The sequence below is a fragment of the Nostoc favosum CHAB5714 genome (genome assembly GCF_020829495.1).
Lineage (GTDB): Bacteria > Cyanobacteriota > Cyanobacteriia > Cyanobacteriales > Nostocaceae > Nostoc > Nostoc favosum.
In genome coordinates, this window is record NZ_JAIVFQ010000062.1 from 26,957 (window position 1) to 41,048 (window position 14,092).

Here is a 14,092-nt window from a genome sequence, read left to right on the forward strand (position 1 = left end):
GCGCCAGTTGCAACTACGGTGGCGGGCGCTAATTACAAATTACGAATTACGTTAGCGACGCGCAAAGCGATAGCGCAGCGTTAGCGAGTCATCGAGCGTCGGAACGAGCGTCATTACGAATTACGAATTATTGTTAACGCGACCGAATAACGCGAGGAGCTGCGTAAACTGAAAGCAAAGCCACCTCACATCCCTCCTCTGTTAACTCCCTTGGATTTAAGGTAAGATCATACACTCCTGACCACACCGCCACAAATGCATCGATCAATTTTAACATTTGGGAAAAGCTAGTTAGTCCCCATGTTGGAGAATTCCTTTGCAAGAGCAAGACTCGCCAATTTACGGGAATTCCGCCTATACCGTTATATGCTCCTGATAAAGCACCAGTAATTGCACCTGTAGCCTGTGAGGTTAGAGGCGTAGAATCTTGCACTTTGGAATTGCCATTGTGAGTAGCCCGCAAAACTGCTAGCCGAAAGTCTTCCAAGGTACTCAAAAAGCAGTAAAATGCCATAGCAATAGTGTTACTGAGTTGTTCTTCCCTAGCAAACTCAGCTTGCGCCCTTGACAATCCCGCCCCTTGCTCTAATAAATTCTGAACTGTTAATAATTTTTTTGGTATTGATGTCGGTGTTTCTGTGAGAAAAGAAATTGTTTGTGGGATGAGGGTTCGGGGGTTGAGTTTTTCTGTTAAGGCTTGAGCGATCGCATATCCTACTGCTAGTGTTCCATCCCTTACTATTGGGTCATCCTCCCAGATTTTTAGGACATGCAGCAAGTTTTGTCGGAGCTTAATCGGATTTTCGTGAAAAAAAAGTGCTACTGGTAGTGTCGCAAGAATTATTTTTATCGATATGTCATCAGTTGCTGCTAAATGAAGAGATTCTTGTTGCTGACGCGCTATCCAATCATCTAAATCTAATCTACCCAACGCAATCAAACTCTCAGTACCTAGAACCGCCATTCTGCCGAAATCTAGGTAACTCTGAGACTGTATATCACCAGTGGCTAAACTTTCCCCCAGGAATGCACCGAGTAAAGTACCTCTAAACCGACTTATAGGAGAATAACGCATAAATTATGTAGTTAAAAGTGAGGAGTGAGGAGTTAATGAAATATTGCTAATTCCTAACTTTACTACCAACTACCAATTCCTAACTCCTAACAGACGCGATTAATCGCATCTCTCTTGTACAGACGCGATTAATCGCGTCTCTCTTGTACAGACGCGATTAATCGCGTCTCTCTTGTACAGACGCGATTAATCGCGTCTCTCTCAAATGATTCACCAAAGCTTGTAAGCCCAACAAGTAACTTTGTCCGCCAAAACCACTTATTTGCCCGATCGCTACTGGGGCGATGTACGAATGATGGCGAAAATCTTCTCGACGGTAAATATTACTCAGATGTACTTCGACTGTGGGCAAGTTAACAGCCGCGATCGCATCTCGCAATGCCACACTTGTGTGGGTATATGCCCCTGCATTAATCAAAATCCCATGATGTTGTCCTAATGCGCCATGAATAGTATCTACCAAAATTCCTTCATGATTTGACTGCACAGAAAAAACTTTCGCCTGTAACTTGAATCCCTCTTCTTCTAACAGGCGGTTAATTTCAGCTAGTGTCAACGCACCATAAATTCCTGGTTCTCGTTGTCCTAGCAAATTTAAGTTTGGCCCATGCAGTGCCAGAATGCTTAAGGGTTGCAACGTCGAGTTCAGCACTTTGAGATTAGTGGCGACGACGCGAGCGATCGTTTACAGGAATCGGAATCAGTTCCGGTTCCGGTTCTGCCTCTGGCCCTAACAGGCTCTCAATTAGCCTCCGTGCTAATTCCTTAACCTTTTCCAGCACCTTTTCTATATAGTCCATGAACTGACGACTCCTGAGATACTACCTCAATTTTTGATTAACAGGTACGCAGAAATTGGCATATTTTCGCACCTCTGGCTTCCAACCGGGCTGATACACAATCCCGTATTTGGGACATAAGCCACTTCTAAAATTTGGCGTTGTGTTTTCCCTTACTTTTTAGAGTATCACACTTGCACCTACTGAACTGCATCCTATCAAGGATGGATATCAAGGGTCAAGAGTTAAGGATCGGACTTTGGACTCTTAACTTGCAATTAACCTTCTGTCCCCTTTTTTTTCGTAGCCGTCGTTGATGACTTAGCAGTTGACTTAGATTTGGAACTCGTTGATTTACTCGTTTTCCGAGTCGATTTTGCTGTCGATGCTTTAGCTGACAACAAGTTCAGCGCCTCAGCTAGGGTTATATTTTCTACCGTTTGACCTTCTGGGATACTCACATTAGTTTTGCCATGCTTGATGTAAGGGCCATAAGGGCCATCGTAGATGTTAATTGTTTCTCCATCATCTGGATGTGTACCCAATTCGCGTAAGGCTGCCTTGGACTTGCTGTTGGTGGAACTGCGTCCTTTTTTGGGTTCAGACAATAATTCCAATGCACGTTCTAAGCTAATTGTCAATACATTATCCGCAACTTTCAGGGAACGGTAGTCTTTCCCCTCCTTACCTTGGTCATGAACCACATAAGGGCCAAAGCGCCCCAAACTTGCTTGGATTTTGCCGCCAGTGCCTGGATGAACTCCTAATGTCCGGGGTAGCGCCAACAGACCAACAGCCATTTCCAGGGTAACGGTTTCTGGGGTGACACCTTTGAGTAGGGAGGCTTGTTTCGGTTTGGGGTTTTCGTCGGTTTTGTCACCCAATTGGACATAAGGCCCATAAGCACCAATTTTCACATAAATCGGTTCGCCAGTTTCGGGATGCCGACCTACCTGGTCAGGCCCTGTGATTTTTTGTCGCAGCAATACTTCTACCTGTTTGGGGTCGAGGTCGGCTGGGGTCAAGTCTTTGGGAATTGAAGCGGTGATAACTCCGTCACCATTTTCGACTTCAATGTAGGGGCCATATTTCCCAATGCGGACTTTGGCATCTAGATTCTCCAGTTCTACAGTCCTAGCTGTGGTGGCATCAATTTCACTTTCTCGTTCTTTTACCAGGGTTTCCAGCCCTTTTTCCCCCAGATAGAATTGCTGCAAGTAGGGTAGCCATTTCGCTTCACCTGTGGCAATGTCATCAAGGGTTTGCTCCATCTTCGAGGTGAAGCTGGGATCAACGATGTCCGGGAAATGTTTTTCCAGCAAGTCAGTGACGGCGAAAGCGGTGAAGGTAGGAATAAGAGCGTTACTCACCAAATGGGCATAACCCTTATCGATGATGGTGCCAATAATGCTGGCATAGGTACTGGGACGACCGATACCTTCGCTTTCTAAGGTTTTCACTAAAGAAGCTTCGGTGTATCTAGCTGGCGGTTGGGTTTCGTGTCCAACAGCTTCTAGCTCTGTACAATTCGGATGATCTCCCACTTTCAGATTCGGCAAAATCACTTCTTGGTCTTCCAGTGCTGCTTCTGGGTCGTCTGAACCTTCAACGTAGGCACGTAAGTATCCTGGAAATTCAATCCGTTTGCCAGAAGAACGGAATCCAGCATCCTCAACTTGCAATTGCACGGTAATTTGAGTTTGGCGGGAATCAGCCATTTGACAGGCAACAGTCCGCTTCCAAATCAAATCGTAAACGGCAAGTTCCCGACCGCCCAAACCAGTTTCTTGGGGCGTGCGAAAACTGCTACCTGCTGGACGAATTGCTTCGTGCGCCTCTTGTGCGCCTTTGGATTTGGTGGTGTATTGCCGAGGTTGGGGACTGAGGTATTGTTGACCGTAGAGCTTTTCTACACAACTCCGAGCAGCTGCGATCGCTTGATCTGACAAATGTACCGAATCTGTCCGCATATAGGTAATATACCCCTGCTCGTACAAATTCTGGGCAACCCGCATTGTGTCACGGGCTGAGAGGCGCAGCTTCCGGTTAGATTCTTGTTGCAACGTCGAGGTGGTAAACGGTGGCGACGGTTTGCGCGTCACTGGGCGTTCCTCGATGTCAGTAACACTCCAGGTTTTCCCAGTTAGGCGTTCCTTGAGGGCTACCGCTTGGTCTTCGTTGAGCAACAAGACATTGCGACCTGCGGTAATTTGTCCGCTTGTTGCATCAAAATCGCTGCCGTTAGCTATTTTGGTTCCTGCCAATGTTACCAACTGGGCAGCAAAGGGGGGTTTTTCCTTTGAGAAACTAGCTTTCAAATCCCAGTACGTACCCTCATGGAAAGCGCGGCGTTGGCGTTCCCTAGTGACTAAAAGCCGCACGGCTACAGATTGCACTCGCCCAGCAGATAATCCCCAGGCGATTTTTTTCCATAGCAGTGGAGACAGGGTATAGCCCACCAGTCGATCTAAAATCCGCCGCGTTTCTTGGGCACGAACCAACTGCTCATCGATATTGCGGCAGTTTTTCAGAGCTTTTTTGATCGCCTCTTCGGTTATTTCGTGAAACACCATCCGTTTAGTCGGAACTTTCGGCTTCAGCAATTGGTATAAATGCCAACTAATGCTTTCGCCTTCCCGGTCTTCGTCCGTTGCCAGAATCAGTTCATCTACATCTTTGAGGGCTTCTTTAAGCTGGGTGACAATTTTCTTTTTGTCTTTCGGGACAACATATACCGGTTCAAAGTCGGCGTCCACATTTACCCCTAGCTGCGCCCATGATTCCCCTTTGACGGCAGCGGGAATTTCACTAGCCGACTGGGGGAGGTCACGCACATGACCCATAGACGCCTCCACCCGATAGCTTGATGGCAGGTAGTTGCGAATGGTACGAGCTTTGGCTGGAGATTCGACGATGACGAGAGTTGACATGGAAATTTCAATAAAAAGAAGAGCTACTAAGCTAAACAGTCAAATTGAGGTAATTTTTACAAATTGTCAAGATAAAAGGTCACGCTTAGGGCGGTGATTTAATCCTCACATAAACTGCCTGCTTGGGAGAAAATTCGCTGAACTTATTGCCCAGTCTATCCCAGAGGTTAGGGGAGGGAAACGCTGGGTGTGAATTTCCAGCTATTTCAATCTTTAACTTATCTAACGCATAATTGGCGACTACAGTTTTCAAAATATCATTGGGCGTGGGGCATGGGGCATGGGGCATGGGGCATGGGAGATGAGGAAGTAGGGGAAGAAAGGAAAGAATAACTATTTATTAATTGACCAATGCCCAATGCCCAATCCCCAATCCCCAATTTCTAAGAGCTTGTGCCAAAATTAAACCAAACTTGAGAGCAAAAGCGAAGTGGGGTTTGTACCCATGTCAGGAAAGCAAAACTATGAAACCGATTCGTCAAGGTGATGTAATTTTACTGCCTGTGCAGCAAATTGAAGGACAAAAAATACCTCACTTAACTTTGGCAGAAGGCGAAGTTACAGGGCATAAGCATCGCATTACTGAGGGAAACGCAGAATTATACGAAAAAGATAGCACACTCTATTTGCGTGTGTTTTCAGAGTCGGCATTGCTTGCCCATGAGGAGCATAAAGCTATTTCTATTCCCCAAGGTGACTGGATGGTGAAAATTCAGAGGGAATACGAGCCTGAAGGTTGGCGTTATGTCGCTGATTGAAAAGTTAACGCCTGAGCAAGAGGCTTTGATTCCAGTTTATCGAGAGAAGTGGAGAGCGATCGCGCTTTCAACCGAGCGAATTGATCCTGAAAAAGCGGCAAAAGCGGTAAAAGCTGCCTATATTGCAATTGACTTTGACTATGAAGAGCCTGAAATCTTTTTTCAGGATAGTCCTTATGCAGCCTGCAACTGGATGCTAAAACGACTGTCACCTCAATTTATAGACAGTTACCTCAATGAACCTAATAGTTTAGGCAGCTTATTTTCGGCTCATTTTTTTCAAGAACTTTCGAGTATACTCAATCAACAGTTTGGAACCCAAGTGCGTAGGCAATTACGCAACTTTTTTTATCTTTATAATGGAAGAGATAATCCTTTAAATCATAAAATATTCAACGATTTAATTGAAAAATTTAGCACTCAAATAAACGAACAAGCAGATAATTTTTCGTGGTGGATTGAAATTCAACTTCATGACTATTTTCAACCAGAAAATTACAGTAATTTGATGAGTGGTTTTGATTTCTGTAGCTCTGTTTTGAACATTGTTCATCGTCAACAGGAATGGAGAGTATTTCAATCCTTAATTCAAGAATGTGGTTGGTTATTTGCGTATGATGACATTTGCATTATCTGCGATCGCCCCCTTCACCTGCGCTTCGACAATGAAAATCGCCTCCACGCTGAAGGCGAACCCGCCATTGAATTTACTGATGGATACAGCATCTACTCCTACCACGGCGTAACTTTGCCTGAAAAATACGGTAAAATCCACCCGCAGCAATGGCAATCTCAGTGGCTTTTATCGGAGGAAAACGCCGAACTACGACGAGTGTTAATTCAGGGTATTGGTTACGCCCGAATTTGCCAAGAATTACAAGCTATCGAATTAGATTTTTGGCAAGAATATACTCTACTAACAATAGATAATGATGTAGATGAAGAACCAATTTACTTATTAAAAATGACTTGCCCCAGTACAGGGTTTATTCACGTCTTGCGAGTTCCACCTGAGATGAAATCAGCGCCTGAAGCAATTCGCTGGGTAAATTGGGGAATAGAACCAGAAGAATTTGCTGTGCAAACCTGAGTCAATACTGTTCGGTTAAGCTTAAAAAATAACTCCAATGTAGGTTGGGTTGAGGAACGAAACCTAACATTTTCACAGCTTTGTTGGGTTTCACTCCGTACCCCTGCGGGGATCTTGCTACAACCCAACCTACAAATCTTCTTAACCGAGCAGTATTGAAACCTCAGTTTATCAAAGCCAGCATTTTACTGGGTTTTATTTTTGAGATTACACACAAAACAAAAGACGCAAAAGATAAATTTGCGTCTTTTTTGAATATTTTGAAAATTAGAAACTGAATGTAGTTCTCAGTGCGCCAATCACAACATCATCGTTGTCATTGTTATGATCTGGGGATGTTAACCAGATGACTCCTGGGGTAATGGTGATATTGTCACTCAGCTTATATTGGTAGAACGCCTCAAGATGATAGGATGTATCAGGATCGCTATCCAATCCTGCGATGTTAGAACTTGTTAATCTAGGTTCTACACCAGCGATGATACCAGCCAAGTTTCCTTCTTTACCGAGGTCAGGGAAGCCGAGAGTGACGGCATAGTTCCAAATGTCAACCTCTCCACGGTTCCCATTTAATGTGCGGCTGTTGGTGTATCCAGCCCAACCACCCAAGACTATGTTATCAGTGATGCCAATAGATGCTTGGACACCGTAAGAATTACTGGAAAATCGGGAATCTAATGTACCATCGGCATCTAAATCCAAGGGTGCGAGATTTGCTGCATTGCTACCTGTGAGTAGTGGTTGATTATAGGAATTGATGTAAGTTAAACCGATAGTAATGCGATCGCTTGGTTTAACTGTCAGCTGTGCTAGCGCACCATAAGAACCATTGAACAAACCATTATTGGGCGTTGGGTCATTAGCTGTACCACTCAAATACCCTAGACTTAGTGCCAATTTGTCACCGAACTCGTGCGTTACTCCAAGCCCCGCGCCGCCTATCTGATAATAAATTGGGTTGCGTGTACCAAAGGTGGACAAAGCACCAAAAGCACCATCACCGTCAAAGATATTAACAGTAGTGGTAAGGTCGTCTGCTGCACCTGCGTTGGCAATAGCGATAACCTCTGTTCTTTCGCCCAACGGAAATCTGTAGAAGAGTGCATCTATAGAAGCATTGGTGGTACCGTCACCAGCAAAGAATAAATTGCCCTCTGGTGTACGAATGTCAGGGCTGAGAATATTATTAGCCTGGATTCTGGTAAACAGCGTATCTTGTCCTGTGAAGCTGGTCACAAGTTCTATCCGCGCCCGTACCCCTAAAGTTGTATTCTCGTCTGTAATTTCCTCACTGTTGACTGTATTTCCTGACAAAACATCACTAACGACTGCGACAACTTGTCCTTGCAGTTTAGTTGTGGTTGAGAACTGATTCGCCTCTAATTCAGCAGTGCGTGCTTCGACTGCATCTACACGACCTCGGAGTGTCGCTAGTTCGGCTGAAAAATCTTCTTGCAGCTTTTGTAATGTGGCTAAATCTTGTTTGTTAAGTAAGTCGCCAGTGGCTGTAGCAATAAGTTCGTTAACCCGATCAAGGCAAGCATTCAAACCAGCCGCAAACTCATATCGCGTTAATGCCCGATTACCGCGATAAGTGCTATTTGGGTATCCTGCAATACAGCCATAGCGCTCAACCAAGGACTGCAATGCTTGAAATGCCCAGTCGGTGGGTTGTACGTCGGAAAATTGAGACACGGAAGTAACTTGCCCCATTATCTGATCTGGCGCGATGTTTTGAGCTTTTATATCTGGATTAGCTAAAACTTGCGGTTGATTGATTTCAGACTTACCCGATGTTTCACCTGCAAATGTAGCAGTATTAACAAATAGCATGACACCGCAGACTGCTGGACTAACTAGCAGATATTTCCAGAATTTTTGCATTTTTCTCCTCACACTGATCTCCAATTCACACCCAAACCACGTTTTTTTAAACGTGTATTTTATGAGAATATTTCTCAGCAATTTTATCAGAAGGAAGCAAACTTTTTAACAAAAAAAGTCAATAAATCCTAATTATTCAGGGAAAACTAAATTTCAGAGGGCTGTACCGTCTGAAAAAGTTTTGTTGTTACTCATTAGACAGGAAGTCCAGAATGATATTATGTACCTAAAATGAGAATGAGAACTATTATAATATAAAATTTAGAATACGTCTTACTGTCAATAGGAATTGTGACAGAGGCAGAGTCAGCATCCGTTTTGAGGAGAAAATATCGTGATTGTGAATTGCAGAGAAATTAGAACAGGCAGGCAAAGAAGGGGCATCTTGCCTATAATTGCTTTGCTGATGTTGTCAATGACTGCTGGCTGTAGCCAATCGAATCCGAATCAGGGAACAACTTCGGCACAGTCGCCGCAAGCACAGGAAGCTGCCTCTACCCCGTCGGTGCAGTCGGGAAAAACTAAAGTAGTGACAACATTTTTGCCGATATATTTGTTTACTAAGGCAGTAGCTGGAAATGTGGCAGATGTAGAAATTCTAGTACCACCTGGTACGGAGGTGCATGAATACCAAGCGACACCACAAAATGTCAAAGCGATCGCTACTGCAAATGTGTTAATAAAAAATGGTTTAGGTTTGGAGGAATTTCTGGAAAATACTGTCAAAAATGCCCAAAATAGCAAATTAGCCGAAATTGATGCTAGTAAAGGTATTAAACCCTTAAATGAAATTTCACCCGTTGTAAAAACGGCCCAAGAGGAAGAAGACCACGACCATGAACACGTCCAAGGTAATCCTCACGTTTGGTTAGATCCAGTTTTGGCAAAACAGCAGGTAACTAATATTCGGGATGGATTAATTGCTGCTGACCCAGCGAACAAAGCAACTTATGAGGCGAATGCTGCGACTTATATTAAAGAATTAGAAAGTTTAAATAGCGAATTTCAGCAGACTTTGCAGAAAACTCCTAGTTGTACCTTTATTACCTTTCATGATGCATTTCCATATTTAGCTCAACGCTATAACCTCAAGCAAGTTGCTGTGGTACAAATTCCCGAAGATCAACTTTCACCAACGGATGTGCAAAATGCAGTCAATGCAGTGAAAAAGTACAAAGTTAAAGCTTTATTTAGTGAACCAGGAGTAGATAACAAACTTCTATCCAGCCTCTCCAAAGACTTAAAGTTAACTTTGCGTCCTCTGGATTCTCTGGAAACTGGCGAAACAGATCCACAGCATTATTTCAAGGCTATGAAAGCTAACTTGCAAACTCTGCAAACGGCATGTAGATGAGTTAGGAGTTAGGAGTTAGGAGTTAGGAGTTAGGAGTTAGGAGTTAGGAGTTAGGAGTTAGGAGTTAGGAGTTAGGAGTTAGGAGTTAGGAGTTAGGAGTTAGGAGTTAGGAGTTAGGAGTTAGGAGTTAGGAATTAAAAATCATAAATCCTGATTTATCTACCATCATTTTTTAAATAATGAATAAAGACATTGCTATTTTAAAAGTAGAAGGATTAACTGTCTATCAAGGCAGCTATCTAGCTGTTCGAGATGTTTCCTTTGAATTATTGCCAGGAACAGATACAGCCATCGTCGGCCCCAATGGTGCTGGTAAAAGTACTCTGGTAAAAGCGGTTTTAGATTTGATACCTCGAAGTGCTGGCATGATTGAAATTTTAGGTCGTCCAATTGCAAGGCTGGGGCGTTTACGTCACCTGTTAGGCTATATGCCGCAAAACTTCATTTTTGACCGTAGCTTTCCCATTTCTGTCAGCGAATTAGTAGGACTTGGATGGGAGAAAGAAGCGAAAAAAGGGGATTTATTTTTCTCTCGGCTGTGGAGACAAGACCACGAAAAATCGGCAGCAGTAGAAGAAGCTTTACGGCGAACGGATGCTTATCATTTACAGTATCAAGCTATTGGTACTCTTAGCGGTGGTCAACTCAAGCGGGTTTTATTGGCTTATTGTTTGGTAATGCGTCGCAAACTCTTGGTACTAGATGAAGCCTTTGCTGGTGTTGATGTGCAAGGTTCAGCAGATTTTTATGCTTTGCTAAACGAATTAAAACGGGAGGAGGGTTGGACGGTATTGCAAGTTTCTCATGATATTGATATGGTAAATCGCCATTGCGATCGCGTGCTTTGCCTGAACCAAAGCATTGTTTGTACTGGTAAGCCGGAAATTGCCCTTTCACCGCAAAACCTTTTAGCAACCTACGGCCCAGGTTTCAGTCGCTACCAGCACCAACATTAAAATAATTCGTAATTCGTAATTCGTAATTCGTAATTAAAGAATGAAAGATGCTAGTAATTATAGATTTCTGCAATGATTGCCAGATAGCTTGGCTAGCGATCGCCAGTAGCAATGACTTGGTAGGCTTGTTAACATTCCCTTTTATGCAGCGTGCGATCGTAGGTGCTGTGTTAATGGGAATACTTGGCGGGATGTTGGGTAGTTTTGTCACCTTGCGCCAGTTGTCCTTTTTCAGCCACGCGGTTGGTCATGCAGCATTAGTAGGTGTGGCGTTAGGGGTGCTGCTACAAATAAATCCGACTTGGATGCTGTTACCTTTTACCTTGGTTTTTGGGGTTATTGTCCTCTACTTTATCGACAAAACCAACTTAGGTAGTGATAGCGTCCTTAGCATAGTGCTATCTGGGGCATTAGCGATCGGTGTGATTCTCACTAGCCTAATTAAAGGATATCGTGGCAACTTGATGGCTGTGCTGTTCGGCGATATTCTAGCGATCGATACCACAGATTTGATTTTGACGCTGCTAGTACTTGTGGGAGGCAGCATATTTTTACTATCAACCCTGCGCCAGCAAATTTTATTGACCCTTAACCCCGATGTAGCGCAAGTTCAAGGTATTCCCGTCCAGTTGTACCGCTACGTGTTTGTGGTCTTGCTTTCACTCGCCGTTGCTGTAGCAATTAAAGCTGTCGGCGTTTTACTGGTGAACGCCTTTTTAGTTATTCCCGCCTCCACCGCCAAACTGATGAGTCATCACTTTAGCCGCTTTCTAATCATGTCGGTGATAGTTGGTTCCATTAGTAGCATTGCTGGCATCATTGTGTCAGGTATTTTTAACTTTGCTTCTGGCCCAAGTATTGTTCTTGTTCAATTTCTGCTATTTGTAGCCGTTTTCATCTGCTTTAAGTTGAATTTGAAAGCCGCATAAATCTTTTTTCTCAAAAGGCTTGCTATTTTATTGGATGTTTGCTACATTTATTAATCGTGGCTCACAAAAGCCCCAGCCGGGATAGCTCAGTTGGTAGAGCAGAGGACTGAAAATCCTCGTGTCACCGGTTCAAGTCCGGTTCCTGGCATCACAAAAGTACCAAGCAGCAAGCGGTTCTGACTAAATTTCATGGCAGATTGCTAGGGATATAAAATCCCTATTAGGGATTGAAACAGTCAAGTTTTAGTCACGAAGATTTTACCGCTTTTGTGTGTCCCAAAATCCGGGGAACCTGGGGCCTGTCTCTTTTGGTCGCCATCAAATCAAAGGCTTTTTGGTGATGCTGCTGGCTAATCCAGTGGTGGTAAAGTTCGGAGTGAACTTTTGCTGAATGCCCCATTTGTTGGGCGGCTAGCGTTATATCAAGCCCAAACACCAAAGTACGTATTGCCCAGCAGTGGCGCAAATTGTAGGGGGCAAAAATCTCGTGGCGGTGAAACCAAACTGTTACCACGTGACCAATGGCACGATTTGACTGATTTAAGTCAACTTTTGGTAAAACCACGTTTTGCAGGTCAAATTCCTCAAACCATTCTGGATAGCAAGGCCAAACTTGCCTTCCCCCCGTTTTAGAGTTGTCGCTGACGCTGATGATGTAGTTGCCGCTAGCGATCGCTCCCAGGTCAAGCCGAAAAACTTCGTGGTTACGCAAGCCGTAAGTCGCCAGCATCCCATACACCCAGCGCCAAGCTTCTGATTCAATCTCGTAAAAAACCTGAGCAATGGTTGTGTCTGTTGGTAAATCTCGCGGCGTCACTAGTCGCGGAGAGTATTTACCTTTGTAGGGTTTGAGGTTGATTTCTACTTGGGCGAACCGAGCTAGCGCCGAAAGTGCCATACAAGTGCGCTTGCGGGTCTTGGTGTCGGGAAAGGTCGCCGTTACCGCTTTTAAGATATTTTGAGGATTCAAGATTTCGTTTTGGGGCAATTTTTGAAATATTCGCCAGTAGTCAATCGTCCAGGTCGTCTCGCTTTGGTGATTGCGATCTCTGGTGTCAAAGTAAAATTTTTCAAATCTTTGGATCAGGCTTTCGATGGTTTCAACCTCAGATGATTCTCCGGCGGGCGTTTTCAAATAAGAACTCCATTGGAAATTTTTGCAGGCAATTAACCCGCCCAAAAGCCGAGCTTCAGCTTCGGCCCGCTTGAATCCTTCGCGGCTGGCATAGATTCCCAAGGCGATGCGTTGCTGGTAGGGTTTAGTTTTGCTGGAGGTTGGTTTTGGTGGTAGGGTGGCGCGAAGATAAAGGCGATTGTTGATTTGCTCAATGCTTACCCCGATTTGAGCAATTTTTAGCCGCTCGTTGATTTTGGTAAGCTGGGTATCCATTAAATCAAGCCACTCCCGCCGCACAGGGTACAGGAGTAATTTACGCCGCCATAGGCAAGTACCCCTTTACCGTGGCACTTGGAACAAAGTTCCATTTCGTCATAATCTGGATCGTTAGCATCCAATGCCCAGATATGACCGCAGTCAAGGCACTCCCAGTAACCATAATTTTCTTGGTATTGTAGTCGCGTACAATCGCATCTTGGGCACGTTTTGTTAGTCATCTTCTTCCTGTTCAAAATCTGGTAAAGCATAGGCCAAACAGTCAGCAAAAGTTGAAATACTAACATTGGCATTACTCCACAGTAGGGACTGGCAAACCATAAAGCATTGTTCTGCCGTGATTTCTTCTCGCTCCATCCCCCAATCTCTAAATGAAAATTGCATTTCATCTATGTCGCCGTCTTCAGGATCTCCAGCATAAACAAGCCCGTTGTAGATAACAACACAACCGAGTGAGTATGGTTTTGGCTCGTATTCCTGAAGGGTAAAGCGATCCACTTCTTTTTCCCAAATTGGTTCTGATTCCATTGGAGAGTTAATTTTATCCGGGTAGATGATTTAATCGCGATCGCGTTCCTCCTTTACGCGATCGCACTTTCAATTTGCCCCTTGCATCCATTCCTCAATCAACGCCCTGGCTGAGTAGTAATTTCCAGGTTGATCGGTCATAGTGCGTTAATAGTCGCTCAATAATGTGGGTTGCTTTTGGTCGTCAATCGGTTGTGCAGCAAGAGTTTCACTAGTTTTTATCACTAGCGTAGCCGCAATATTTTCATCCCATAAGCCATTTGCGATCTCTGCCGCCAGGTGTGTTAGATCGTCTTCGTTCATGCAATCGCACCAGGCGAGGACTTGTTCGGGAATGTCGCTAAAACCCAATTCTTTGTGCTGGTGTGCCACCGTGGTCTGTTCCCGCAGTGCCAGGAATATGAGGGCATTTAACC

General features: G+C 44.3%; 15 protein-coding genes and 1 tRNA gene. 6 read left to right on the forward strand and 10 right to left on the reverse strand.

What is annotated here, in order from left to right; all coding sequences use genetic code 11:
• Positions 1-133: 133 nt before the first annotated feature.
• From LC586_RS27870 to LC586_RS40850, 5 genes are all read right to left on the reverse strand, one after another.
• Positions 134-1,075 carry an ADP-ribosylglycohydrolase family protein gene (locus LC586_RS27870; protein ID WP_229488461.1) on the reverse strand — a complete coding sequence of 314 codons (942 nt, stop codon included), beginning with the start codon at positions 1,073-1,075 and terminating at the stop codon, positions 134-136.
• Between the two features lie 157 nt (positions 1,076-1,232).
• The gene (gene aroQ / locus LC586_RS27875; RefSeq protein ID WP_229488462.1) at positions 1,233-1,727 is read right to left on the reverse strand and encodes a type II 3-dehydroquinate dehydratase; all 495 of its coding nucleotides are present in this window, start codon (positions 1,725-1,727) and stop codon (positions 1,233-1,235) included.
• Positions 1,728-1,734: 7 nt separating this feature from the next.
• Entirely contained in the window at positions 1,735-1,875 is a 141-nt protein-coding gene (locus LC586_RS27880) for a hypothetical protein (RefSeq protein ID WP_167407621.1), read from the reverse strand.
• A gap of 257 nt (positions 1,876-2,132) precedes the next feature.
• On the reverse strand, positions 2,133-4,784 hold the full coding sequence (gene topA / locus LC586_RS27885; protein ID WP_229488463.1) for a type I DNA topoisomerase: 2,652 nt from the start codon (positions 4,782-4,784) through the stop codon (positions 2,133-2,135).
• A gap of 257 nt (positions 4,785-5,041) precedes the next feature.
• On the reverse strand, positions 5,042-5,164 hold the full coding sequence (locus LC586_RS40850; protein ID WP_267921734.1) for a hypothetical protein: 123 nt from the start codon (positions 5,162-5,164) through the stop codon (positions 5,042-5,044).
• Positions 5,165-5,248: 84 nt separating this feature from the next.
• Between LC586_RS40850 and LC586_RS27890 the strand changes: the two genes are divergently transcribed.
• The gene (locus LC586_RS27890) at positions 5,249-5,542 is read left to right on the forward strand and encodes a DUF8820 family protein (RefSeq protein WP_193866988.1); all 294 of its coding nucleotides are present in this window, start codon (positions 5,249-5,251) and stop codon (positions 5,540-5,542) included.
• Positions 5,529-6,632, forward strand: coding sequence for a DUF6745 domain-containing protein (locus LC586_RS27895; RefSeq protein WP_229488464.1), 1,104 nt, complete (start codon positions 5,529-5,531; stop codon positions 6,630-6,632). The genes LC586_RS27890 and LC586_RS27895 overlap by 14 nt, the downstream gene beginning before the upstream one ends.
• Before the next feature lie 267 nt (positions 6,633-6,899).
• Here LC586_RS27895 and LC586_RS27900 read toward each other — a convergent pair whose 3' ends face one another.
• Positions 6,900-8,516 (reverse strand): iron uptake porin, encoded by a 1,617-nt coding sequence (locus LC586_RS27900; protein WP_229488465.1) that lies wholly within the window; start codon positions 8,514-8,516, stop codon positions 6,900-6,902.
• Positions 8,517-8,922: 406 nt separating this feature from the next.
• Between LC586_RS27900 and LC586_RS27905 the strand changes: the two genes are divergently transcribed.
• From LC586_RS27905 to LC586_RS27920, 4 genes are all read left to right on the forward strand, one after another.
• Positions 8,923-9,870, forward strand: a complete 948-nt coding sequence (locus LC586_RS27905) for a metal ABC transporter substrate-binding protein (RefSeq protein WP_229488474.1) — start codon at positions 8,923-8,925, stop codon at positions 9,868-9,870.
• Positions 9,871-10,049: 179 nt separating this feature from the next.
• Positions 10,050-10,826, forward strand: coding sequence for a metal ABC transporter ATP-binding protein (locus LC586_RS27910; protein ID WP_229488466.1), 777 nt, complete (start codon positions 10,050-10,052; stop codon positions 10,824-10,826).
• A gap of 47 nt (positions 10,827-10,873) precedes the next feature.
• Positions 10,874-11,755 (forward strand): metal ABC transporter permease, encoded by an 882-nt coding sequence (locus tag LC586_RS27915; protein WP_229488467.1) that lies wholly within the window; start codon positions 10,874-10,876, stop codon positions 11,753-11,755.
• A 75-nt stretch (positions 11,756-11,830) separates the two neighbouring features.
• Positions 11,831-11,903 (forward strand) — tRNA-Phe (locus LC586_RS27920).
• Between the two features lie 99 nt (positions 11,904-12,002).
• On the opposite strand, the gene LC586_RS27925 is transcribed toward LC586_RS27920, so the two are convergent.
• From LC586_RS27925 to LC586_RS27940, 4 genes are all read right to left on the reverse strand, one after another.
• Positions 12,003-13,145, reverse strand: a complete 1,143-nt coding sequence (locus tag LC586_RS27925) for a site-specific integrase (protein ID WP_229488468.1) — start codon at positions 13,143-13,145, stop codon at positions 12,003-12,005.
• Positions 13,145-13,369, reverse strand: a complete 225-nt coding sequence (locus LC586_RS27930) for an eL43 family ribosomal protein (RefSeq protein WP_229488469.1) — start codon at positions 13,367-13,369, stop codon at positions 13,145-13,147. Before LC586_RS27930 ends, LC586_RS27925 begins: the two co-directional genes overlap by 1 nt.
• On the reverse strand, positions 13,362-13,676 hold the full coding sequence (locus tag LC586_RS27935) for a hypothetical protein (protein WP_229488470.1): 315 nt from the start codon (positions 13,674-13,676) through the stop codon (positions 13,362-13,364). The genes LC586_RS27930 and LC586_RS27935 overlap by 8 nt, the downstream gene beginning before the upstream one ends.
• A gap of 147 nt (positions 13,677-13,823) precedes the next feature.
• A partial coding sequence (locus tag LC586_RS27940; RefSeq protein WP_229488471.1) for a hypothetical protein occupies positions 13,824-14,092 on the reverse strand: 269 nt, incomplete at its 5' end.

Bases quoted from the DNA above. Each gene is read 5' to 3' on its own strand.
- LC586_RS27935 (WP_229488470.1), bottom strand. From the start codon at position 13,676: ATGGAATCAGAACCAATTTGGGAAAAAGAAGTGGATCGCTTTACCCTT.
- LC586_RS27925 (WP_229488468.1), bottom strand. From the start codon at position 13,145: ATGGATACCCAGCTTACCAAAATCAACGAGCGGCTAAAAATTGCTCAA.
- topA (WP_229488463.1), bottom strand. From the start codon at position 4,784: ATGTCAACTCTCGTCATCGTCGAATCTCCAGCCAAAGCTCGTACCATT.
- LC586_RS27890 (WP_193866988.1), top strand. From the start codon at position 5,249: ATGAAACCGATTCGTCAAGGTGATGTAATTTTACTGCCTGTGCAGCAA.
- LC586_RS27915 (WP_229488467.1), top strand. From the start codon at position 10,874: ATGCTAGTAATTATAGATTTCTGCAATGATTGCCAGATAGCTTGGCTA.
- LC586_RS27905 (WP_229488474.1), top strand. From the start codon at position 8,923: ATGTTGTCAATGACTGCTGGCTGTAGCCAATCGAATCCGAATCAGGGA.
- LC586_RS27880 (WP_167407621.1), bottom strand. From the start codon at position 1,875: ATGGACTATATAGAAAAGGTGCTGGAAAAGGTTAAGGAATTAGCACGG.
- LC586_RS27910 (WP_229488466.1), top strand. From the start codon at position 10,050: ATGAATAAAGACATTGCTATTTTAAAAGTAGAAGGATTAACTGTCTAT.
- LC586_RS27930 (WP_229488469.1), bottom strand. From the start codon at position 13,369: ATGACTAACAAAACGTGCCCAAGATGCGATTGTACGCGACTACAATAC.
- LC586_RS27870 (WP_229488461.1), bottom strand. From the start codon at position 1,075: ATGCGTTATTCTCCTATAAGTCGGTTTAGAGGTACTTTACTCGGTGCA.
- LC586_RS27895 (WP_229488464.1), top strand. From the start codon at position 5,529: ATGTCGCTGATTGAAAAGTTAACGCCTGAGCAAGAGGCTTTGATTCCA.
- LC586_RS27900 (WP_229488465.1), bottom strand. From the start codon at position 8,516: ATGCAAAAATTCTGGAAATATCTGCTAGTTAGTCCAGCAGTCTGCGGT.